20 protein-coding genes are annotated in these 21,195 nt (G+C 65.7%); 8 read left to right on the plus strand and 12 right to left on the minus strand.

The genetic code is table 11. The annotated features are described in order from the left end of the window. Positions 1–42: 42 nt before the first annotated feature. Positions 43–747, minus strand: coding sequence for a FadR/GntR family transcriptional regulator (locus tag ABWW33_RS05375; RefSeq protein ID WP_176654665.1), 705 nt, complete (start codon positions 745–747; stop codon positions 43–45). A gap of 307 nt (positions 748–1,054) precedes the next feature. Between ABWW33_RS05375 and garD the strand changes: the two genes are divergently transcribed. After that, positions 1,055–2,617 (plus strand): galactarate dehydratase, encoded by a 1,563-nt coding sequence (garD, locus tag ABWW33_RS05380; RefSeq protein WP_176654664.1) that lies wholly within the window; start codon positions 1,055–1,057, stop codon positions 2,615–2,617. Positions 2,618–2,646: 29 nt separating this feature from the next. After that, entirely contained in the window at positions 2,647–3,453 is an 807-nt protein-coding gene (locus tag ABWW33_RS05385) for an NAD-dependent epimerase/dehydratase family protein (protein ID WP_353399736.1), read from the plus strand. On the opposite strand, the gene ABWW33_RS05390 is transcribed toward ABWW33_RS05385, so the two are convergent. Beyond that, the gene (locus ABWW33_RS05390) at positions 3,441–4,361 is read right to left on the minus strand and encodes a LysR family transcriptional regulator (protein ID WP_353399739.1); all 921 of its coding nucleotides are present in this window, start codon (positions 4,359–4,361) and stop codon (positions 3,441–3,443) included. The genes ABWW33_RS05385 and ABWW33_RS05390 overlap by 13 nt on opposite strands. 115 nt (positions 4,362–4,476) lie before the next feature. Between ABWW33_RS05390 and ABWW33_RS05395 the strand changes: the two genes are divergently transcribed. Next, positions 4,477–4,875: a RidA family protein gene (locus ABWW33_RS05395; RefSeq protein WP_176654661.1), complete on the plus strand. Its 399-nt coding sequence runs from the start codon at positions 4,477–4,479 to the stop codon at positions 4,873–4,875. On the opposite strand, the gene ABWW33_RS05400 is transcribed toward ABWW33_RS05395, so the two are convergent. From ABWW33_RS05400 to lepB, 3 genes are all read right to left on the minus strand, one after another. Continuing rightward, positions 4,841–7,222: a CPBP family intramembrane glutamic endopeptidase gene (locus ABWW33_RS05400; RefSeq protein WP_353399742.1), complete on the minus strand. Its 2,382-nt coding sequence runs from the start codon at positions 7,220–7,222 to the stop codon at positions 4,841–4,843. The genes ABWW33_RS05395 and ABWW33_RS05400 overlap by 35 nt on opposite strands. Beyond that, entirely contained in the window at positions 7,219–7,959 is a 741-nt protein-coding gene (locus tag ABWW33_RS05405) for an ABC transporter ATP-binding protein (RefSeq protein WP_176654659.1), read from the minus strand. Before ABWW33_RS05405 ends, ABWW33_RS05400 begins: the two co-directional genes overlap by 4 nt. Positions 7,960–8,048: 89 nt before the next feature. Next, a complete protein-coding gene (gene lepB / locus ABWW33_RS05410) occupies positions 8,049–8,735 on the minus strand; it encodes a signal peptidase I (protein ID WP_353399745.1) in 687 nt (228 codons plus the stop codon). A gap of 125 nt (positions 8,736–8,860) precedes the next feature. On the opposite strand from lepB, the gene ABWW33_RS05415 reads away from it, so the two are divergent. Further along, positions 8,861–10,003, plus strand: coding sequence for a cytochrome P450 family protein (locus ABWW33_RS05415; protein ID WP_353399748.1), 1,143 nt, complete (start codon positions 8,861–8,863; stop codon positions 10,001–10,003). Here ABWW33_RS05415 and ggt read toward each other — a convergent pair. Together ggt and ABWW33_RS05425 are read right to left on the minus strand one after the other, a co-directional pair. Further along, positions 9,992–11,755, minus strand: coding sequence for a gamma-glutamyltransferase (gene ggt / locus ABWW33_RS05420; RefSeq protein WP_353399751.1), 1,764 nt, complete (start codon positions 11,753–11,755; stop codon positions 9,992–9,994). The genes ABWW33_RS05415 and ggt overlap by 12 nt on opposite strands. Before the next feature lie 17 nt (positions 11,756–11,772). Further along, positions 11,773–12,291, minus strand: a complete 519-nt coding sequence (locus ABWW33_RS05425; protein ID WP_353399754.1) for a hypothetical protein — start codon at positions 12,289–12,291, stop codon at positions 11,773–11,775. Between the two features lie 152 nt (positions 12,292–12,443). Between ABWW33_RS05425 and ABWW33_RS05430 the strand changes: the two genes are divergently transcribed. Further along, entirely contained in the window at positions 12,444–12,707 is a 264-nt protein-coding gene (locus tag ABWW33_RS05430) for a hypothetical protein (protein WP_176654655.1), read from the plus strand. 76 nt (positions 12,708–12,783) lie between these two features. Here ABWW33_RS05430 and rpoH read toward each other — a convergent pair whose 3' ends face one another. The 5 genes from rpoH to ABWW33_RS05455 form a co-directional block, all read right to left on the minus strand. Next, positions 12,784–13,683 (minus strand): RNA polymerase sigma factor RpoH, encoded by a 900-nt coding sequence (rpoH, locus tag ABWW33_RS05435; protein WP_176654654.1) that lies wholly within the window; start codon positions 13,681–13,683, stop codon positions 12,784–12,786. Between the two features lie 255 nt (positions 13,684–13,938). Next, entirely contained in the window at positions 13,939–14,859 is a 921-nt protein-coding gene (gene ftsX / locus ABWW33_RS05440; RefSeq protein WP_353399757.1) for a permease-like cell division protein FtsX, read from the minus strand. Further along, positions 14,856–15,512, minus strand: a complete 657-nt coding sequence (locus ABWW33_RS05445) for a cell division ATP-binding protein FtsE (RefSeq protein WP_353399759.1) — start codon at positions 15,510–15,512, stop codon at positions 14,856–14,858. Before ABWW33_RS05445 ends, ftsX begins: the two co-directional genes overlap by 4 nt. 16 nt (positions 15,513–15,528) lie before the next feature. Next, positions 15,529–16,569: a signal recognition particle-docking protein FtsY gene (gene ftsY / locus ABWW33_RS05450; RefSeq protein ID WP_353399762.1), complete on the minus strand. Its 1,041-nt coding sequence runs from the start codon at positions 16,567–16,569 to the stop codon at positions 15,529–15,531. A 117-nt stretch (positions 16,570–16,686) separates the two neighbouring features. Further along, positions 16,687–17,631, minus strand: a complete 945-nt coding sequence (locus ABWW33_RS05455) for a MerR family transcriptional regulator (protein ID WP_176654650.1) — start codon at positions 17,629–17,631, stop codon at positions 16,687–16,689. Between the two features lie 272 nt (positions 17,632–17,903). Between ABWW33_RS05455 and ABWW33_RS05460 the strand changes: the two genes are divergently transcribed. From ABWW33_RS05460 to ABWW33_RS05470, 3 genes are read left to right on the plus strand one after another with little or no spacing between them, the layout of a single operon-like run. Beyond that, positions 17,904–19,178, plus strand: a complete 1,275-nt coding sequence (locus ABWW33_RS05460) for an NAD(P)/FAD-dependent oxidoreductase (RefSeq protein ID WP_353399765.1) — start codon at positions 17,904–17,906, stop codon at positions 19,176–19,178. Then, positions 19,168–19,962: a DUF1365 domain-containing protein gene (locus ABWW33_RS05465; protein WP_353399767.1), complete on the plus strand. Its 795-nt coding sequence runs from the start codon at positions 19,168–19,170 to the stop codon at positions 19,960–19,962. The genes ABWW33_RS05460 and ABWW33_RS05465 overlap by 11 nt, the downstream gene beginning before the upstream one ends. After that, positions 19,959–21,194: a class I SAM-dependent methyltransferase gene (locus ABWW33_RS05470; protein WP_353399770.1), complete on the plus strand. Its 1,236-nt coding sequence runs from the start codon at positions 19,959–19,961 to the stop codon at positions 21,192–21,194. The genes ABWW33_RS05465 and ABWW33_RS05470 overlap by 4 nt, the downstream gene beginning before the upstream one ends. Position 21,195 lies beyond the last annotated feature (1 nt).

The following is a 21,195-nucleotide window of genomic DNA, read 5'->3' on the forward strand; positions in this document are numbered from 1 at the left end:
ATTGCTGCTATTACTGCTATTGCTGCGGCTACTGCCGATGCTTCATCCGCGCGAGAAGGTGCGGGTCACGCGTTCGAGGTGTGCGCGCATGGCTTTGCGCGCCGCGGCCGGATCGTGGGCGGCAATGGCCTCCAGGATGCGGCGGTGATCCTTCAGTGTCTCCTGGCGCAGCTCCTCGGTCTGGAAGTGTTCCTTGAGCTTGTGCCACAGGCGGCCGCGCTGGTCCCACAGGTAGTTCAGCGACCCGACCAGCGCGCTGTTGCCGGTGGCGCGCGCGATGGCGATGTGGAAGTTGCGGTCGGCCTGCTCGTTGCTTGAATAGTTGGCGTGGTTCTGTTCCATCTCGACCACCGCCTTGAGGATGGCGTCGATGGCGCTGTCGGTGGCGACGCGCGCGGCGATGGCGGCGATTTCGGATTCGATCAGGCGGCGCGCGGACAGCACTTCAAACGGCCCGGCGCCCGCTTCCGGCAGGTCGGCGGCGACCGGCTCGGGCACGTCGCTGACATAGACGCCGGAGCCGCCGCGCACTTCGATCACGCCGCCCAGTTCCAGCGCGATCAGCGCTTCGCGCAGCGAGGCGCGGCTGACGCTGAGCTTGGCGGCCAGATCGCGCTCGGACGGCAGGCGTTCGCCGGCGGCGATGTTTTCGTTCTGGATCAGCTCCTGGATGCGGTCGGCCACCACGCGGTACAAGCGCGGTTCGTGGGTGTTGCCGTCGGCTGGAGCGGAAGATTTTTTCAACATTTGTCTCATCTCGTTAGTGGCATTGTCTTGCCATCTGGTCAGGCCATTCTAAGGTGGTCAGACCAAATATGCAATGTGGACTAGCCAAATTAATTTTTAGCTGTCATACTAAAATCATCAAGCAGCCGTATGACGACCGGTTTTTTCAGGGGAGAAGCCCCGGAATAATGCGGTTCTCAGGCTGTGGCGTCAAGGCCACAACCAGCGGCCGGCCGGCCACGAACCAACTGGCCTGACCACTTTGCAGCACTAAAAAACAACGCAAAAACAACGTTCGCCGGGACCTGGGCCCGGAAAAGGAATTCAGATGACGACACCGACGAGCGCAGGTACGCCGCGCTACATCCTCATGCACGACAACGATAACGTCGCGATTGTCGTCAACGACGGCGGCCTGTCCGCCGGCGCCGTCTTCGCCAGCGGCCTGGCGCTGCTGGAGGCGATCCCGCAGGGACACAAGGTCGCGCTGAGCAGCCTGGCCAAGGGCGACCCGATCAAGCGCTATAACGTCACCATCGGCTACGCGGCGCGCGACATCGCCGCCGGCAGCTGGGTCAACGAACAGAATGTGGACATGCCCGCCGCGCGCGAACTGGTCAACCTGCCGATCGCCACGGTCAAGCCGCCGCCGGCCGAGCCGCTGGAGGGCTACACCTTCGAGGGCTTCCGCAATCCGGACGGCAGCGTCGGCACGCGCAACATCCTGGCCATCACCACCACCGTGCAGTGCGTGGCGGGCGTGGTGGAAGTCGCGGTCAAGCGCATCAAGGACGAACTGCTGCCGAAGTATCCGAACGTCGACGACGTCGTCGGCCTGGAGCACACCTACGGCTGCGGCGTGGCGATCGACGCGCCGGGCGCGATGGTGCCGATCCGCACGCTGCGCAATATCAGCCTGAACCCGAACTTCGGCGGCCAGGCCATGGTGGTCAGCCTCGGTTGCGAAAAGCTGCAGCCGACGCGCTTGTTCCCCAAGGGTTCGATCCCGATCCAGAACGGCGGCGGCGCCGATCCGGCGCTGGTCTGCCTGCAGGATGCGCAGCATGTCGGCTTCATGTCGATGATCGATTCGATCGTGAAGCAGGCCGAGATCAACCTGGCCGCGCTGGACAAGCGCCGGCGCGAGACCGTGCCGGCGTCCGAGCTGGTGGTCGGCGTGCAGTGCGGCGGCAGCGACGCCTTCTCCGGCGTGACCGCCAACCCGGCCGTGGGCTTTGCCACCGACCTGCTGGTGCGCGCGGGGGCCACCGTGTTGTTTTCCGAGGTGACCGAAGTCCGCGACGGCATCGACCAGCTGACCTCGCGCGCCGCCACGCCGGAAGTGGCCGAAGCGATGATCCGCGAGATGGAGTGGTACGACAATTACCTGAAGCGCGGCGGCGTCGATCGCAGCGCCAACACCACGCCCGGCAACAAGAAGGGCGGCCTGTCCAACATCGTGGAGAAGGCGATGGGCTCCATCGTCAAGTCGGGCAGCAGTGCGATCTCGGGCGTGCTGTCGCCGGGCGAGAAGCTGACGCAAAAGGGTTTGATCTACGCCGCCACGCCCGCCAGCGATTTCATTTGCGGCACGCTGCAGGTGGCTGCCGGCATGAACCTGCACGTCTTTACCACCGGCCGTGGCACGCCGTACGGCCTGGCCGAAGTGCCGGTGATTAAAGTCGCCACCCGCAACGAGCTGGCCGCCCGCTGGCACGATCTGATGGACATCAACGCCGGCCGCATCGCCAGCGGCGAGGCCACCATCGCGGACGTCGGCTGGGAGATGTTCCAGCTGTTGCTGGATGTCGCCAGCGGACGCCGTACCTGGGCGGAAAAATGGAAGCTGCATAACGCACTGGTGCTGTTCAACCCGGCCCCGGTGACCTGAAAACACGAGAATAGACACGAGACCTGAAAATGACCAAACCATTCAAACGATTGCTGCTGACCGGCGCCGCCGGCGGCCTGGGTAAAATCCTGCGCGACCGCATCAAGCCCTGGGCGGATGTGGTGGTGTTGTCCGATATCGCCGACATGGGCGAGGCCCGCGAAGGCGAGGAAATCATCCAGTGCGACCTGGCCGACAAGCCGGCCGTAATGAAGTTGCTCGAAGACGTGGATGCGGTGCTGCATTTCGGCGGCATCTCGACCGAGAACGTGTTCGAGAATATCGTCTCGGCCAATATCGTCGGCACGGCCAACCTGTATGAGGCCGCGCACAAGCACGGCGTCAAGCGCATCATCTTCGCCAGCTCGAACCACACCGTCGGCTTCTACCGCAACACCGACTACATCGACGCGGACGCCCGCACGCGCCCGGACAGCTTCTACGGCGTCAGCAAATGCTTCGGCGAGCAGCTGGCGAGCTACTATTTCGACCGCACCGGTCTGGAGACGGTTTGCCTGCGCATCGGCTCGTCGTTCCCGGAGCCGGTCGATCCGCGCATGATGGTGACGTGGCTCAGCTACGACGATCTGGTCGAAGCGCTGCGCTGCTCGCTGTTTGCCCCGCGCGTGGGCTTTACGATCCTGTTCGGCGTCTCGGACAACCAGTCCAAGTGGTGGGACAACAGCAAGGCCTCGCATCTGGGCTTCAACGCAAAGGACAGCTCGGCGCAGTTCGCGGCCAAATTCCCGGCCACCGGCGCCTATCCCGGGCCGAACGCCGCCGTCACCTATCACGGTGGCGGCTTCGCGCTGGCGGAAATGCGCTACAAGGACTGAGTGGCGGCCACCAGCTCGTCTATCCACTCGATGAACACGCGCAGCTTGGCGCTGAGGTGGCGGTTCTGCGGATAGGCGAGGTATAAAGGCATGGGATCGAGCTGCCAGTCCTCGAACAGGGTGGTCAGTTCGCCTGCCGCCACGTGCGGCGCCGCCATGTAGCGCGGCAGCCAGAGCACGCCCATGCCGGCCAGTCCCGCCGCCAGGCAGGCGTTGCCGTCATCGGCCGCGACCACGTAGCGGCCTTTCAATTCCAGCGATTCTTCCGCGCCGTTGCGGTGGCGCCTGATGCGTGCGGTCGCGATGGTGCCGCTGCCGGAACGCAGGAAGCCGACGATGTGATGCGATGCCTGCTCCAGGTCGCGGGGATGCGCCGGCGTTCCCGCGCCGCGCAGGTAGGCCGGCGCGGCGTATGCGCCTAGCCGCAAGTTCGCGACGCGGCGCGCCACCAGCGACGGCACGGTGATTTCCCCGCCGCGCAGCACGCAGTCGACGTTCTCGCCAATGACATCGACGTTGCGGTCGCTCACGCCCATGATGACCTGGATCTCCGGATAGCGCCGGTGGAACTCCGGCAGCGCCGGCATCAGTATCAGTCGCGCGAACGGGCTGGGGACATCGATGCGCAGGCGTCCGCGCGGCGCTGCGAGGTCGCCGGCCAGCGCATGGTCCGCATCTTCCAGGTCGCCCAGCAGGCGCACCACGCGCTCGTAGTAGGCCGCGCCTTCCGGCGTAAGCTTGACCTGCCGCGTGGTGCGGTTCAGCAGTTTGACGCGCAGGCGCGCCTCCAGTTGCTGCACCAGCTGCGACACCGTGGTCTTGCTCATATTGAGCGTCTGCGCCGCCTTGGTGAAGCTGCCTGCTTCCACTACACGGGCAAACGCCTGCAGCGTGTCGAATCTGTCCATGGGTTTTCGGGTTCGATTGTTTGGGATCGCCAAACAGTCATTGTACGTCTTGCCTGTTTATCGTTCGGCGGGATTTTTCTACAGTCTCGGTATCCCATCACTGTAGGAGTTAGTCATGTCTGTACGCGACGTAGTTTTTCCCGCCGGCCGCCAGGCGCTGTATGAGCGCAACCGTTATTCGCCGGCGATCCGGTCCAATGGCTTTCTGTTCGTGTCGGGGCAGGTCGGCAGTCTGCCCGACGGCTCGCCGGAGCCCGAGCTGGAAGCCCAGGTGCGCCAGGCATTCGAGAACCTGAACGCGATCCTGGCTGCGGCGGGCGGCAGTTTCGAGGATGTCGTCGACGTCACCGTGTTCATGGTCGATCCGGCGACGAGGTTCGAGCGCATCTGGTCCGTCGTCGGCGAGTTCTGGGGCGATGCGCCGCATCCTACCGTTACCGCTGTCGGCGTCACCTGGTTGTACGGTTTCGATTTCGAGATCAAGGTAATAGCCAGAGCTGCGAACCGAGAATGACCGCGTTGTATGAGGCGTGGACCAGCATGGGCGCCAGCAGGCTTTTGCTGCGCTCGTAGGTCCACGCGGTGCACAGGCCCAGCGCGAATACCGGCAGCATCGACAGCGGCGGATGGACCACGGCGAAGACCGCTGCGCTCATCATCATGGCGCGCGGCGCGGATATCGAGCGCCGCAGGCCGCCGTAGATCAGGCCACGGAAGATGAATTCCTCGCACAACGGCGCGGCCACCACGGCCAGCAGCATGATCCAGCCACGGCCGCCTGTCGATGCCGCAGTCTGCCGGGCGACGTCCGCCCACAGCGCCGAGTGGTGCAGCGCGGCCAGGTAGCCAACGCCGGCGATACACGCCACGCCGGCCGCCAGCGCGCCATGGCGCAGCGATTGCGCGACATCGCCGCCGCGCAGGATGGTCGGCACGCCAGCCGCCTTGCTGCGCCAGTAGCTGAAGCGCATCAGCGCATATACCAGCGCGCCGGCCGCGGCGAAGGCGATGGTCATGGATTTCGGATCGATGGCCTTCGGGTCCCGCGCGATCACCAGCACGACGATGCCCTGCAGGATGAAGAAGGCGGTGGCGGCGATCAGCCCGTCGGAGGTCGATACGCGCGGCGGCGGAGCTGCGGCCGGATCGAGCAGATAGGGCAGGGCGTCGCGCGCCTTCTGCCACAAGGCCAGCGCCATCGATGCGATCAGCACCATCACCACCAGCTTTTGCGACCACACGCTGCTGTAGATCGACCAGGTGTAGAAGCTGGCCAGCAGCATGTAGAGATAGATGTAGGTCGGCCGCACGCGGGAACGGACGTCGACCGCCTGCGGATCGCAGGCGAACACGCCCAGCGAGACGGCGATCACCGAGTAGATCGGAATGCCGGCGAAGACGATCAGCAGCCGCACCAGCATGGTCCAGTCGAACTGCGTGGTGTACCAGGCGCTGATGCCGATGACGACCAGTGGATAGACCATGGTCAGCACGCCCCACAGCTGGGCTTTTTCCTTCAACACGCTCTCGATCGAGCGCGGCACGGTGTACAGCAGCCACAGTACCTGGCCTTCGTTGTTCAGCGTCTGGAAGGCCGACAGCATCAGCACGTAGACGCCGATGCCGAAGGCGATGGCGGCGGCGGTGGTGTGGTGCTGGCCCAGCTCCGCCAGGCTATTGAGCTTGCCGTTGAAGACCATCTGGCTGACGACGATCACCACCGGCAGCAGCAGCGTTTGCACCAGGAAGTTGCGGTCGCGGCTCAGCAGCCGCAGCTCGCGGCGCTTGATCGGCGACAGCGCGTTGGACAGCCGGCTGCGCAGGTTGCCGCTGGAGGCAGCCGGCAGCTTGCGCCGCACGCTCTCCCTTGAACCTGAATTGACGACGCCATTGCGCAGCTGGTAGCGCATCAGCGCTACCCCGGCCCACAGCAGCACCGCGGTCTGCGCCAGCAGCATCGCGATGATGTGCACGGCCCGGCCCCAGTCGGGCGCCTGCATCGCTTGCAGCACCAGCCCCGGCGGCGTCCAGCCGGCCCATGCCGGGAAGGCGCGCGCCCAGTCCATCACAAAGCCGCTGGCGCCGGGCATGCCAAGCGCCATGACGAAGTAGATCAGCGGCATGCTGAACAAACCGGTGACGGCCTGCAGGTTGCGCAGCTGCGAGGCCGGCAGCCACATACGCAATCCGGTGTCGGCCAGCGTATGCAGCAATGCGGCCAGCGGCAGCAGCATGAGCGCCGCCAGCAGCGCCGCCAGCGGCGCGAACCAGGCCAGGTTCGAATACCAGGCGATCATGGCCAGTGGCGGCAACAGCGCGAACATGCCGCTGAAGTTGGCGGCGCTGCGCTCCAGCAGCCGTCCCCACAACAGCGTCGAGCGTTCGACCGGCATGGTCACCAGCCATTCCATGTCCCAGTCGGGTTGCGCCAGCTCCTTGCTGCCCAGCGGGAGCAGGACGGCGATGCCGAACAGCAGCGTGACCACCATCGTCAGGCCGCCGGCCAGCTCGGGCTCGAACGGGGCCTTGTGCAGTTCGACGGCGGACGCTTCAAGATTGGCCTGGCGGGCGCCGTGCTGGTCGACCTGGTTGCAGGCGCTGTCGGCCACCAGGTGGCACTGCATGTTGAGCACCACGTTGCGCGACAGGCTGAGGAAGGAGAACGACATGAACAGCACCATCAGCAAGGTCAGCACCCACAGACTACTCTTTTTGCCGGCGATGCCGTCGCGCGCCTTCTTCTTGCGGAATTTGCGGAACAGGTTATTGGCCACCATATTGCGCTGGCGGGTCAGGCGCATTTTTGTCATCAGCCAGATGGCGCGCGCCTGCGTCGGCGGTTGTGCTGTTTGCTGCGTCATTCGGCGCTCTCCGCCGCCGCTTCGTCGGTGATCTTCAGGAACACGTCTTCCAGCGAGCCGCTGGCCGAAGCCTCTGCGCGGATTTCGTCGAGCGTGCCGGTGGCCGCCAGCTGGCCGTGGTGGATGATGCCGACGCGGTCGCACAGCTTTTCCGCCATGTCCAGCAGGTGGGTGGAGACGAAGATGGTGACGCCGCGCGCAGCCGCCGCCAGCAGGCGCTCCTGCACGTCGCGCGAGGCGCGCGGATCGAGGCCGTTGATCGGTTCATCGAGGATCAGCACCGCAGGGTCGTGGATCAGCGCGCAGGCCAGGCCGAGGCGCTTCTTCATGCCCAGCGAGTAGTTGACGGCGTAGTCCTCGGCCGCTTCCTCGAGGCCGAACTCGGCCAGCAGGCTGGCGCCGCGGCGGGCCGCCTCGGCGCGCTCGAAGCCGTGCATCTCGGCGACGAATTGCAGGATCTCGCGGCCGCGCAGGTAGTCGTAGAAGATCGGCGTGTCGGGCAGGTAGCCCACGCGGCGCTTGACCTCCGCCGGCTCGGCGTGGCAATCGAGGCCGTCGATCAGCACGTGGCCGGCGCTGGGCACCAGGATGCCCATCATCATGCGGATGGTGGTGGTTTTGCCGGCGCCGTTGGGGCCGAGGAAGCCGAACACTTCGCCGCGTTTGACAGTCAGCGTCAGCGGTTTGACGGCGCTGAAGCCGCCATAGATCTTGGACAGTCCCTGGAATTCGATCATGTTAACCCTCGCGCCGCCGCCATGACGGCCTCGGCAATGTTATGAAATTATCTAGCTATCATAACATCGCCATGGCGCGAAGGGCTGCATCACGGGGAGGGATACAGGCTCATTCCGAAGCGTTCGGTGCGCGGATGCCAGTTGCCGGTGATGTCGGCCGAGGCCAGCACGCGCTCGGCGCGGCCGATCAGCAGCGCGCGCGGCACCAGGCCGATGTAGCGCGAGTCTTCGCTGTTGTCGCGGTTATCGCCCAACATCATGTACTGGCCGGGCGGCACGGTGACCGGCTCGAAATTGCGGCGCGCCTGCAACTGCGGCAGCAGCTGGATAGGATGCCCGGTGCCTTGGGCCTGGCCCAGCGATTCGCGCACGCGCACGGCGGCCAGGTCGCCCACGCCCTTGATGGTTTCGGTGCCGTGGCCCAGCGCCGCGTAGCCGGCCTGCTCGCCGTTGATGATCAGCTGCTCGTTGCGCATCTCGACGCGGTCGCCCGGCAAGGCGATCACGCGCTTGATCAGGCGGATGCCGGTGGTGGGCGACGAGAAGGTGACGATGTCGCCGCGCTGCGGCTCGCCGGTGGTGCCGATGACGATGTCGGTCAGCGGCACCTTGACGTTGTAGGCCAGGCGGTTGACGAAGACCACGTCGCCTTCAAGCAGGTTGGGGTGCATCGAGGCGGACGGGATAGGATTCCAGTCGGCGACAGCGGTGCGGAAGATCCCGAACAGCATCAGGAACAGCAAGAAGCCCTTGTTGGCGCGCATCCAGTTTTTCATTTCATCTCCCTTGTGAGCGATACCGTAGCGGCATGTTGACGTTGTATCCTTAAACATGGCTTAGCAACGGCCTTGCTTCGGCGCCGGCCTAACTATCGCGGTGAAATTGCTGGCATTCTATCCACATGACGACCTCTCACACTCCTCCCCGAAACGCGCTGGACGCGGTCACGCATCCCGATCCCTATCCATATTACGACAGCCTCGCCGCGCGGCAAGGGCTGCATTTCGACGACGGCCTCGGCTTGTGGATCGCCGCCAGCGCCGCCGGCGTGACAGCGGTGATGCAGCACCCGGATTGCCGCGTGCGGCCGCTGGCCGAGCCGGTGCCGGCGGCGATTGCGGGCGGCGCGGCGGGCCAGGTGTTCGGCGCGCTGGTGCGCATGAATGATGGCGAGCGGCACACGCAGCCCAAGCTGGCCTTGCAGCGGGCGCTGGCCGGTGTCGGCACCGATGAGGCCCGGCGGCGCGCGGCGCGGATAGGCGCTGAGCTGTGGCGTGATGATGGCCTGGCGTCGTGGATGTTCGAGGTGCCGGTGTCGGCCATGGCCAGCCTGATCGGCTTTGCGGACAGCCAGCTGCCTGCGGTGGCGTCATGGATGGGCGAGTTTGTGGCCTGCCTGTCACCGTTCAGCGACGCTTCGCAAATCGAGCGCGCCCACATGGCGGCGCAGGCGCTGCTGGAGAGCTTCAAGACGCTGATGCGCGGCGCAACGGCTGCCTCGGAGGGCAGCTTGCTGTCGCTGGTGATTGCGGAGGCAGAGGCGGTGGGGTGGAACGAATCGCACGCCTTGCTGGCCAATCTGGTCGGCCTGCTGTCGCAGACGTATGAAGCCACGGCTGGCCTGGTCGGCAACAGCGTGCTGGCGCTGGCGCGCCAGCCGGAGGAAGAACGCAGCGGTCCGGAAGACGCCGCAGCGCTGGTGCGGGTGGTGAGCCGTTTCGATCCGCCGGTGCAGAACACGCGCCGCTTCGTCGCGCGGGATTGCGAGATCGGCGGCGCGCAGTTGAGGGCCGGCCAAACAATCCTGCTGGTGCTGGCCGCCGCCAGCCGCGATCCGCTGGGCAAGGGCCGCGAGTTCGGTTTCGGCCATGGCATCCACGCCTGCCCTGGCAATGCGCTGGCCTGTGCGATCGCCACCGGCGCCATGGAGTCGCTGATGTCGGCGATCGCCGTCGCCCCTGGGGCGGCGATGCTGAAGGCGTTGAACTGGACTTACCGCCGTTCGCCCAACGCCCGCATCCCGCTATTCAGCCTAGTGCGCTGATTTCTGCACCAGCGCGCTGCCGACGCCATGGCGGTGGCCTTCGCTGACGGCGGTGACGGTGCCGTCTGGGTTGAACACCAGCGCGTTGGCGGCGCCGATTTCCTCCGGCGTCTTGCTCCAGTGCTGGCCGCTCTTCTCCAGCGCCAGCGCTTGCGGGGTGCCGGCGAAGCCCGGTTCCACATCGGTCGCCATGCCGTTGCGTTCGGACAGGCGCGGCGCGTTGACGGCGTCCGGCATCGACATGCCGAGGTCGACGTAGTTGAAGATCGTCTGCAGCACGGTGGTGATGATGGTGGCGCCGCCAGGGCTGCCGACGGAGAACGCCGGCTTGCCGTCCTTGAACGCCAGGGTCGGCGACATGCTGCTGCGCGGGCGCTTGCCCGCTTCCGGCACGTTCGGATGCGGGCCGGAGAAATCGAAGTCCGTCATCTCGTTATTCAGCAGGAAGCCGTAACCCGGCACGGTGATGCCGCTGCCGCCCCACGATTCGATGGTGTAGGTATAGGAGACGATGTTGCCGTCCTTGTCCGACACCGTCAGGTGGGTGGTGTGCGCGCCTTCGGCCAGCAGCTTGTTGGCGTTGGGACGCAGCGGCACGCTGACGTCGTTCTGGAATGGATACGGGTCGCCGGCCGGGGCCTGCACGCTGGCCTGGGCCGGATTGATCAGTTCACGGCGGCGCGCGGCGTAATCCTTGTTCAGCAGACCGGCCACCGGCGCCTCGACGTATTCCGGGTCGGCCAGGTAGGCGTTGCGGTCGGCGAAGGCCAGTCGGCTCGCTTCCATGTACAGGTGCTCGGCTTTTTCGCGCGGCATGGACTTGAGGTCGTAGCCCTCGAGGATGTTCAGCGCTTCGGCCACGGCAACGCCGCCGCTGCTCGGCAACGGCATGCCGTACAAGTCGTAGCCGCGATAGGTGCTGTGCACAGGCTGGCGCAGGCGCACTTCGTAGTTGGCCAGGTCGGCCATCGTCATGCTGCCGGAGCGCACGCGCACGCCGGCCGCCACTTTCGGCTGGTTGACGGTATCGACCACCGCGCGGCCGATCTTGCCTTCGTAGAAGACCTTGACGCCGCCGGCCGCGATTTCGCGGTAGGCCTTGGCCATGCCGGGATTGCGCAGCGTGGCGCCGGGCGCGATGGCTTTGCCGTCCTTCAGGTACAGCGCGGCGGTATCGGGGAACATGCTGAATTTGTCGCGGCTCATCTCGATCAGGTGGGAGAAATTCTCGTTGACCTTGAAGCCGTCGGTGGCGACGGCGATCGCCGGCGCCAGCACCTGCTTGAACGACATCGAGCCGTAGCGGTCCAGCGCCTCGTGCCAGCCGCGCACCGCGCCGGGCACGCCGACCGACATGCCGCTGGCGACCACCTGCTCGAAGTTCATCTCCTTGCCGTTTTCCTGGAACACCGTCGGCGTGAAGCTGGCCGGCGCCGTTTCGCGGTGGTCGATGGTGATGACGCGCTTGTCCTTGGCCAGGTAGATGACCATGAAGCCGCCGCCGCCGATGCCGCAGCTGAACGGATCGGTCACGCCCAGCGTGGCCGCCGCCGCGACCGCCGCGTCGATGGCGTTGCCGCCCTTGTTGAGGATGGCCAGCGCGGCTTTCGACGCCGGTTCGCTGATGGTGGCGACGGCGCCGCCGGTGCCGGTGGCCACCGGCGTCTTGGCGAAGGCGGCCGGCGGCAGGGCCAGCGTGAGGATGATGGAAGAAACGAGGGCGGTGCGGGCGGGACGGCGTATCGTTGTCATGTGGTCGCTGGGTCGGGTTAGGATGAGGGAGCGTTGCTTACCCTCAAGCTTACCCGATAATCCGGCGTCGCTTCATTCTTGGCCGGGACCGCTTGCGGCTCGACGCCGGCCAGCGTGAACGTCAGGCCGTTTTGCGTGACGCTGGGCTTGCCGTTCGGCATGCTGTCGGACAGCACGAAGCTGCTGGTGCTGCCGTCGGTGCCGGTCAGCGTGAAGCTGTAGCTGATGTAGCCGGCCCAGACGCAGACCGCGCCGACACGGCAGCGGCTGTCGTTGACGCGTTCCAGCTTGACGACGGGGGCGCTGGCGGTGGCGCCGGCCAGGCCTGGCGTGGCGGCCTGCGCGATGGTCACGCTGCCGCCTTGCTGCAGCACGTAGGTGGCGGTGAAGCGTTGCGCCGCGGGAGCGGCCGCCTTGCCCATGCCGGACGCGGAGCCGCAGGCGTGCAGCATGCCCATGATGGCGACCAGCACGGGCAGGACGATCAGCTGGCGCAGCATCGGACGCAATATGGCACGCAAATTCGTGGTTTTCATTGTGGACCTCCATCCAAGTGGAAGCAAGCTTAACAAAAAGATCATACCGGCGGCGCACGAACTGCACGCCGACAGCGCTGGCTCAAACTAAGTCGGCGCGGCCGGCACAAGCTGCGTAGAATGTCTGCTTTGAATCAATCAGGATATCCCTCATGAAAAAAACCGGCATGGCGAAAAGTGACGCCAAAAAACTGATGGGCAAGATGGCGGCCCCAGGAGCGGCTGGTTTCGGCAAGGTGGCCGACGTCGTCGACAAGCGCGAGCAGCGCAAGCGCGACCAGGAACTGGGGCTGGTGCCGTTCGCGGTCAAGCTCAACGGCGACCTGGTGCAGCAGCTGCATGCCCAGGCCAAGGCGCGCGAGCTGGAGATGAACCAGCTGGTCGCCGAGCTGCTGGCCAAGGGCCTGGCAGCGTAAAGCAAAAAAATCCCCTGCGGCACCGAACGCGATCTTGCATGCGTTCGGGCAGGAGGGGATTTTTTACCCGGCTGGCTTAAACAAAAGCGGCCAGCGAGCCCTTCATTTTCTTCAGCGCGGCCGATTCGATCTGGCGGATGCGCTCGGCCGATACGCCGAATTCGTCGGCCAGCGTGTGCAGCGTGGCGCCGGAGCCGTCGTCATTGGCCAGCCAGCGGGCTTCGACGATGCGGCGCGAACGGGCGTCCAGCTTGCCCAGCGCTTCTTCCAGGCCTTCCGACTGCAAACGGGTCACCTGTTCGGCTTCCAGCACGCGGGTCGGCTCGCTGGCCTCGGACGACAGGTAGGCGATCGGGGCGAATTTGTCGTCCTCGTCGTCGTTCGGCGATTCCAGCGCGATGTCGCGGCCGCTCAAGCGGGTTTCCATCTCGATCACTTCTTCGCGCTTGACGTCCAGCAGCTTGGCCAGGCTGTCGATCTGCGCCGGCGTCATCGCGTCCAGGCCGGTCTTGTGGCTGCGCAGGTTGAAGAACAGCTTGCGCTGTGCCTTCGTCGTCGCCACTTTGACCAGGCGCCAGTTTTTCAGGATGTACTCGTGCATCTCGGCCTTGATCCAGTGCATCGCGTACGACACCAGGCGCACGCCCTGGTCGGGGTCGAAGCGCTTGACGGCCTTCATCAGGCCGATATTGCCTTCCTGGATCAGGTCGGCGTGCGGCAGGCCGTAGCCCAGATAGCCGCGCGCGATCGACACCACCAGGCGCAGGTGCGACAGCACCAGTTCCTGGGCGGCGCCGAGGTCGTTCTTTTCCTTGAGCCGCTTGGCCAGCGAGATTTCATCAGCGTGGGTCAGCATCGGCAGGCGGTTGACGGCCGAAATATAGGCGTCCAGGTTCCCCAGGTTGCCAGTGAACCCGAGTCCCAGTGCGCTATTGGTGGCGGGGACCAATGCAGTCGGTGCGGACATCATATTCATTTTCATTCCTTTGCTCGATGGTGTGACTGTTGCTGCAGAGAACTCATTTGCTCTTCAGTTCACATATATTAGCACTCTCCTTCGTTGAGTGCCAATCACCAGATATTTATCGCCCTGATAGTAAAAATACTATGACGTTTTTAAGCATCATGGCTTCTGATAAATCAAGCATGCGCGTTGGAGCTTAGGCCAAGCTTAATGATAGGGCGGGGCGGGAGTCGTTTCCGTGCGCGGACGCACGGAAAGGTTGAGGGGTCAGTTGAGCTTGGACAGATGGCGCTGCACGGACAGCAGCGCGCCGATCAGGCCGAGGCCGGCGGACAGCGCCAGCAGGGCGCCCATGGCCAGCGGCGGCAGCGGCGCCAGCTGGAACTCGGACGCGTACAATCTTGCAAATTCGGCAATCGCGATGTTCAGCGGGCGCAGCGCCAGCGACACCGCGCCCAGCGCCAGGCCGCCGGCGCACAGGCCCAGCAGGGCGCCGGTGTAATAGAAGGGGCGGTGGATGAAGCTGTCGGTGGCGCCGATCAGCTTGGACACCAGGATTTCCTCGCGCTGCGTCATCACCTGCAGGCGGATGGTGTTGAAGATCACCGCCACCACCACCGTGCCCAGGGTCGCGGCCAGCAGCAGCAGGGCCAGGCGCAGCACGTTGAGCAGCGCGGCCAGGCGCTTGACCCAGGCCGAGTCCACCTGCACCGTGTCGACGCCGGGCAGCGCGCGGATCTGTTCGGCCAGCAGGTCGACGTCGCCGCCGGCCTGGGCGTTGCGGAAGGCGTCGAGCTTGAGCACGTAGCTGTCGGGCAGCGGGTTCTCGCCCAGCGTGGTCAGCACGTCGGCCAGGCCGCTCTTGTCCTTCAGGTTGTCCAGCGCCTTTTCGCGCGGCGTGAAGATGATCTTGGCCTGCTTGTCCTTGACCGTCTGGCGCAGCGGCGCGGCCAGCGCCTCGGCCTGCTCGCGCGGCGTGTCCTGCTTGAGGAACACGCTGATTTCCGGATCGACCGACAGCTGCTCGGACATCGGCCGCACATTGTCGAGCAGGGTGACGCCGGTGAACGGCAGCGCCAGCGCGATCGCCACCACTAATATATTGAACAGGAAGCCGCCCGGCGAGCGGCGCAGGTGGACCAGCGCGGCGGCCAGCGCGTAGCGGTGTTGGCGGAACCAGTGCGTCATGCCGCCACCTCCAGCTGACCTTGATTGAGGTGGATGACGCGCGCGGCCGAGTCGAGCATTTGCTCGTCGTGGCTGGAGATCACGCAGGTCACGCCGACCGAGTGGAAGGCCTTGAGCGCATCGAGCACCTTGTTGGCGCTGGCGCGGTCCAGGTTGGCGGTCGGCTCGTCGGCCAGGATCACTTGCGGCCGGTTGACGATGGCGCGCGCGATCGATACCCGCTGCTGCTCGCCGCCGGACAGGGCCAGCGGCTGGGCATGGGCGCGTTCGAGCAGGCCGACCTTGTCGAGCGCGGCGCGGGCACGCTGCTCGGCCTGGCTGCGCGAGGCGCCGGTGACCAGCAGCGGCAGCATGACGTTGGCCAGGATGGAGCGGTCGGTCAGCAGGCGCTGCTGCTGGAAAATCAGGCCCAGGTTGCGCCGCAGGAAAGGCACGGCGGCCGGCTTGATGCGGGCGATGTCCTGGCCGTTGACGATGACCTGGCCGGCGCTGGGGCGCTCCATGGCCGCGATCATCTTCAGCAGCGTGGATTTGCCGGCGCCGGACGGGCCGGCGAGAAAGACCAGTTCGCCTTTTTCTACCGTGAGCGTGACGTCGCGCAGCGCCGTCGCATCGGGGGAATATTGTTTCGAGACGTTCCGGAATTCGATCATGTAAGGATCCGAAGGGTTATCCAAGCAGGGCTTCGACAAATTCGGCAGCCACGAACGGCTGCAGGTCTTCAATCTTTTCGCCGATGCCGATGAAATACACGGGCACCGGACGCACGCGGGCGATCGCCGCCAGCACGCCGCCCTTGGCCGTGCCGTCGAGCTTGGTGATCACCAGGCCGGTCAGCTGCAGGGCGTCGTCGAAGGCTTTGACTTGCGCCAGCGCATTTTGCCCGGTATTGCCGTCGATCACCAGCAGCGTTTCGTGCGGTGCGCCTTCAAGGCCCTTGCCGATGACGCGCTTGATCTTTTTCAGCTCTTCCATCAGGTGCAGCTGGGTCGGCAGGCGGCCGGCGGTGTCGATCATGACCACGTCCAGGCCCTTGGCCTTGCCGGACTGCACGGCGTCGAACGACACGGCGGCCGGGTCGCCGGACTCCTGCGAGATGACGGTGATGTTGTTGCGCTGGCCCCAGACCATCAGCTGCTCGCGGGCGGCGGCGCGGAAGGTGTCGCCGGCGGCCAGCAGCACCGACTGGCCGTTGGCCTGCATGTGCTTGGCCAGCTTGCCGATGGTGGTGGTCTTGCCGGCGCCGTTGACGCCGGAAATCATCATCACCATCGGTTTATGGCGGCCCAGTTCGAACGGCTTTTGCAGCGGCAGCAGCAGGTCTATCATCAGCTGTTTCAGCGCGGCCTTGACGGCGGCCGCGTCCAGCAGCTTGTCGTCCTTGACCTTTTGCCTGAGCGCGTCCAGCAGGTATTGGGTGGCGTCGATGCCGGCGTCGGACATCAGCAGCGCCGCTTCCAGCTCGTCGTACAGCGCGTCGTCGATCTTGGCGCCGACAAACAGGATGGACAGGTTGTTCGAGGTCTTGGACAGGCCGGCCTTCAGGCGCGACATCCACGACAGTTTCTGCGCCGGCTCTTCGATCGGCAGCAGCGGCTCGACGGCAGCGGCGGCGGGGGCGGTTTCAACGGTAGGAGTGGGGGCCGGTGCCAGGGGTTTAAGCTCAGGCACTTCCGGGGCGACAGGTTTTTTCTTGAAGAAACTAAACATGGATATGTGGTTGGGGGCGCTTCAAGCAGATGCCGGCAGCGCCGGACACGGGGAAATGCGCGTATTTTACCAGAGCGCGGCCTGGCGGCCCCGGATTGCTACCGGAATGACAACGTTTCAGCTGGCGGCGGGACCGTTGCGCTGGCGCCATTCGGCAATGGCGGCGCTGATGTCGGACAGCGCGTAGACCCGCACGTACGACGGCCGGCGCCGCTTGAGCGCGGCATTGCCGCCGCCGGCCCACAGCTCGACGCTGCCGTTCAGGCGCAAGTGCAGCTCGGCCAGGCCGTCCAGCGCCTGGCGCGCGTTCATGGCCACGGAGAAGGACAGGGCGATGATGTCGACCCGCTGCACCCGGGCCGCCTCGACGATGTCGAGCAGCGGCGTCTGCACGCCCAGCGAGATGCAGTGGGCGCCTTCGGCCACGCACATGGCCTCGGCCATCAGCAGGCCCAGGCCGTGGCGCTCCTGCGGCAAGGTGGTCAGCATGATGCGCGGCGCGCCGACGTTGTTGGCGTTGGCCTGCGGCATGGCGAAGATGGCGCTGCGCATCACCACCGTCAGCGACTCGGTATATAGATGTTCCTCGAACGTGGCCAGCTGGCCGCTGGCCCAGGCCTCGCCGATCAGCGAAGTCAGCGGGGCGACCAGTTCGATGACGAAACTCTTCAGGCCCATCATCAGCAGCGCCTGCGACAGCTTGCGGCGCAGCGCCTCCATCTGATGGCTCTTGCACAGGTCCAGATAGGTTTGCAGCTCCGGCGGCGGCACCGACGGCCCGCCGAGCTTGCTGGTGGCCTGGCCGGTCAGCGCCTGCAGCTCGTCCGCGCTGTACTGGATCACCTTGCCGGGACGGAAGCCGAGGTCGATCAGGCGCTTGACCAGCCGCAGCTTTTGCACCTGTTCGATGGGGTAGACGCGCTCGCCGTTCGGGTCGCGCAGGGGCTGGGGGAAGTCGTAGCGCCGCTCCCACACGCGCAGGGTTTCCTTGGCGACGCCGGTGTCGCGCTCGACGTCGCTGATCGTGCTAGGAACTGTTTGTGAAGAAGCTGTAGTTGTCATCAGGCATATGCGGCCGCCGTTTTTGACAGTCGCGAGGGTTGGCACAGGGTCTGGGTGCACAGTGCGCTAGCGTGAGGCGGGCATAACGCGACCTGCATTTTACATTCCTTTCGCGCCTGAAAGTATTGCATCCAAATCGTGTTTTGCTTCGTATAAGCCAAGGCAAAACTGCTTGTCCACGACACACAGTTGACATCCAGAACTATTTAACCGATTATCGGCCTTACCCCAGTTTTGTCCAGGACAAAATTTTTTGTAACGGTGAAAAAAATATGAAAATAGCTGTTGTTGGGAGCGGAATCTCGGGTCTGTCCTGCGCCTACCGCTTGGTGCAGGCCGGGCATGACGTCGCCCTGTTCGAGGCCGGCTCCTACTTCGGAGGGCACAGCAACACTGTCGACGTCAGCTTCGACGGCGTCACGCACGGGGTCGATACCGGTTTTCTGGTCTTTAATCACCATACCTATCCTCATCTGACCGCCTTGCTCGATGAGCTGGGCGTGCAGACGGCGGCCAGCGAAATGGGGTTTTCGGTCAAGCTGCCCGTCGGCGGCCGCATGCTGGAGTGGGCCGGCGGCAACCTGGACCAAGTGTTTTGCCAGCGCGGCAACCTGTTGCGTCCCGGCTTCCTGCGCATGCTGCGCGATATATTGCGGTTCAACAAGGCCGCGACCGCGCTGGCACGGGGGGCGGCGCCGCAGGTCAGTCTGGGAGCATACCTCGACGCACAGGGATATGGCGCGCCGTTCCGCGACTGGTATCTGCTGCCGATGGCGGCCTGTATCTGGTCGTGCCCCGCCGAGCAGATGCTGGCCTTCCCGCTGGCCAGTTTCGTCCAGTTTTGCAGCAACCACGGCCTGCTGCAGGTGCGCGACCGGCCGCAATGGCGCACCGTCGTGGGCGGCTCGCGCGCCTATGTGCGGCGGCTGGCCGCGGCCATACCGCGCCGCTACCTGAACACGCCGGTGCTGTCGGTGCAACGCGGGCCGCAAGCGGTGGCGCTGCGTAGCGCGCACGGCGTGGAAAATTTCGACGAGGTGGTGCTGGCCTGCCACAGCGACCAGTCGCTAGAAGTGCTGGCCGACGCCGACGCGGACCAGCGCGCGGTGCTGGCGGCGGTGCGCTACCAGCGCAATCGCGCGGTGCTGCATACCGACACCGGCTGCCTGCCGGCCGAGCGCAAGGCCTGGTCGGCGTGGAATTACCAGGGCAGCGGCGATGGTGAGCGCGGTCCGCGGCGGGTCTGCGTCCACTATCTGCTGAACAAACTGCAACCGCTGCCGTTCGCGCAGCCGCTGCTGGTGTCGCTCAATCCGCTGCGCGAGCCCGATCCGTGCCTGGTGCTGCGCAAATTCGATTACGCCCATCCGGTGTTCGACGCCGCCGCCATTGCCGCGCAGCGCCGGCTGCACCAGGTCCAGGGGCGTGACCGCATCTGGCTTGCCGGCGCCTGGACCGGCTACGGCTTCCATGAGGACGGCCTCAAGTCCGGCCTGGCGGTGGCCGCCGCCATCGCCGCGCGCACGCAGGTGCAGCGTGCAGCCTGAGGCGGCGGCCACGCCGGCCGTGCCGCAGCTGTGCTTTGGCCAGGTGCGGCACCGGCGGCTGCGGCCGGTGCGCCACAGCTTCCGCTACGGCATGTACTTTATCCGCCTGCCGCTGCGGGCGCTGGGCCAGCAGGACTTCGGCTGCCGCCTGTTCGGCCGCAACCGCCGCGGCCTGCTGTCCTTCCACGACAGCGATCACGGCGACGGCCGCCAGCCGCTGCTGGCATGGATAGGGCAGCTGCTGGCCGCCGAGGGCGTGCACGATGCCGACGGCGAGGTCTGGCTGCAAACCATGCCGCGCGTGCTTGGCTATGTGTTCAATCCGGTGTCGTTCTGGTTTTGCCACCGCGCCGACGGCCGCCTGCGCGCGATTGTCGCCGACGTGCGCAACACCTTCGGCGAGCGGCACTGTTATCTGCTGGAGAACGGCGCAACGATAGCCGTCGGCGAGGAACTCAGCGCGCGCAAGATCTTCCATGTCTCGCCGTTCTGCCAGGTGCAGGGCGCCTACCGTTTCCGCTTCTTCCATGGCCGGCGCGCCGGCCATGAACACACGCTGGCCAGCATCGACTACGACGACGATCTCGGTCCGCTGCTGGAAGCCAGCCTGTCCGGCCGCGCCGTGGCGCTCGACGACCGCAGCGCGGCGCGCGCCTTTCTGAGCTATCCGCTGATGACCTTGGGCGTGATGGTGCGCATCCATCTGCAGGCGCTGAGGCTGTGGCTGCGGCGCGTGCCGTTCTTTTCCAAACCCGTTCCGCCTACACAGAAAGTATCCCGATGAGCACCGAATTCCTGACCTCGCCGACCTCGGCGGCGCCGAGCCGGCAGGCGCCGGCGCCTGCCGGCAGGCCGCCGGCCGCCGCGCGGCTGATCCTCAACATATTGCGTGGCCTGCAGCATGGGGCGTTGCTGCTGCAGCTGCCCGACGGCAGCCACCAGCTGTACGGCGACGGTTCGTTCCCGCTGGTGCTGGAGCTGAAGAACTGGAAGCCTTGCGCCGCCGCGTTGCGCGCCGGCGACATCGGCTTTGCCGAATCGTACATCGCCGGCGACTGGAAGACCGACAACCTGAGGGGCCTGATCGAACTGCTGATCCGCAACCGCGAGGCCATCGAGGCGCTGGTGTACGGCAGCTGGTGGGGCAGCCTGCTGTACCGCCTCAAACATCTGTTGAACCGCAACTCGCGCGCGGGCAGCCGCAAGAACATCCACGCCCACTACGACATCGGCAACGCCTTCTATCAATTGTGGCTGGACCCGACCATGACGTATTCCAGCGCCATCTTTGACGGCGGCGGCGACCTGGCGCTGGCGCAGTTGGCCAAGTACCGCCGCATCGTCGGCCAGCTGCAGCTGGCGCCGCACGCGCGGGTGCTGGAGATCGGCTGCGGCTGGGGCGGATTCGCCGAGACGGCCGCGCGCGAGGCGCAGGCGCACGTCACCGGCCTGACCTTGTCGACCGAGCAGCTCGCCTATGCGCGGCGGCGGTTGGCCGACGCCGGCCTGGCGGGCCTGGCCGATCTGCGCCTGTGCGACTACCGCGATTGCGACGGCCAATACGACGCGGTGGCGTCGATCGAGATGTTCGAGGCGGTCGGCGAGCGCTACTGGCCCAGCTATTTCGCCTGCGTGGCGCGCAACCTCAGGCCGGGCGGCCGCGCCTGCATCCAGACCATCACCATCGCCGACCGGCTGTTTGCCCGCTATCGCCAGGGAACGGACTTCATCCAGCAGTACATCTTCCCCGGCGGGATGCTGCCTTCGCCATCCGAGTTCCGGCGCCAGGCCGGCCTGCACGGACTGCGCGTGAGCGACGAATTCCGCTTCGGCACCGACTATGCCGACACCTTGCTGCAATGGCGGCGCAGCTTCCTGGCGCGGCGCGCCGAGGTGGCGGCGCAGGGCTTCGACCAGCGCTTCATGCTGACCTGGGAGTTCTATCTGTGCTACTGCGAGGCCGCCTTCCGCGCCGGCAATACCGACGTCATGCAGTTCACGCTGGTCAAGGATTGAC

Source organism: Duganella hordei, assembly GCF_040369125.1.
In the GTDB taxonomy this organism is placed as follows: domain Bacteria; phylum Pseudomonadota; class Gammaproteobacteria; order Burkholderiales; family Burkholderiaceae_D; genus Rugamonas; species Rugamonas hordei.

Bases quoted from the DNA above. Each gene is read 5' to 3' on its own strand.
- ABWW33_RS05425 (WP_353399754.1), bottom strand. From the start codon at position 12,291: ATGAAAACCACGAATTTGCGTGCCATATTGCGTCCGATGCTGCGCCAG.
- ABWW33_RS05445 (WP_353399759.1), bottom strand. From the start codon at position 15,512: ATGATCGAATTCCGGAACGTCTCGAAACAATATTCCCCCGATGCGACG.
- ABWW33_RS05470 (WP_353399770.1), top strand. From the start codon at position 19,959: ATGAGCACCGAATTCCTGACCTCGCCGACCTCGGCGGCGCCGAGCCGG.
- lepB (WP_353399745.1), bottom strand. From the start codon at position 8,735: ATGAAAAACTGGATGCGCGCCAACAAGGGCTTCTTGCTGTTCCTGATG.
- ggt (WP_353399751.1), bottom strand. From the start codon at position 11,755: ATGACAACGATACGCCGTCCCGCCCGCACCGCCCTCGTTTCTTCCATC.
- ABWW33_RS05395 (WP_176654661.1), top strand. From the start codon at position 4,477: ATGTCTGTACGCGACGTAGTTTTTCCCGCCGGCCGCCAGGCGCTGTAT.
- ABWW33_RS05460 (WP_353399765.1), top strand. From the start codon at position 17,904: ATGAAAATAGCTGTTGTTGGGAGCGGAATCTCGGGTCTGTCCTGCGCC.
- ABWW33_RS05400 (WP_353399742.1), bottom strand. From the start codon at position 7,222: ATGACGCAGCAAACAGCACAACCGCCGACGCAGGCGCGCGCCATCTGG.
- garD (WP_176654664.1), top strand. From the start codon at position 1,055: ATGACGACACCGACGAGCGCAGGTACGCCGCGCTACATCCTCATGCAC.
- ABWW33_RS05415 (WP_353399748.1), top strand. From the start codon at position 8,861: ATGACGACCTCTCACACTCCTCCCCGAAACGCGCTGGACGCGGTCACG.
- ABWW33_RS05375 (WP_176654665.1), bottom strand. From the start codon at position 747: ATGTTGAAAAAATCTTCCGCTCCAGCCGACGGCAACACCCACGAACCG.
- rpoH (WP_176654654.1), bottom strand. From the start codon at position 13,683: ATGAATATGATGTCCGCACCGACTGCATTGGTCCCCGCCACCAATAGC.
- ftsY (WP_353399762.1), bottom strand. From the start codon at position 16,569: ATGTTTAGTTTCTTCAAGAAAAAACCTGTCGCCCCGGAAGTGCCTGAG.
- ABWW33_RS05430 (WP_176654655.1), top strand. From the start codon at position 12,444: ATGAAAAAAACCGGCATGGCGAAAAGTGACGCCAAAAAACTGATGGGC.
- ABWW33_RS05455 (WP_176654650.1), bottom strand. From the start codon at position 17,631: ATGACAACTACAGCTTCTTCACAAACAGTTCCTAGCACGATCAGCGAC.
- ABWW33_RS05405 (WP_176654659.1), bottom strand. From the start codon at position 7,959: ATGATCGAATTCCAGGGACTGTCCAAGATCTATGGCGGCTTCAGCGCC.
- ABWW33_RS05390 (WP_353399739.1), bottom strand. From the start codon at position 4,361: ATGGACAGATTCGACACGCTGCAGGCGTTTGCCCGTGTAGTGGAAGCA.
- ABWW33_RS05385 (WP_353399736.1), top strand. From the start codon at position 2,647: ATGACCAAACCATTCAAACGATTGCTGCTGACCGGCGCCGCCGGCGGC.
- ftsX (WP_353399757.1), bottom strand. From the start codon at position 14,859: ATGACGCACTGGTTCCGCCAACACCGCTACGCGCTGGCCGCCGCGCTG.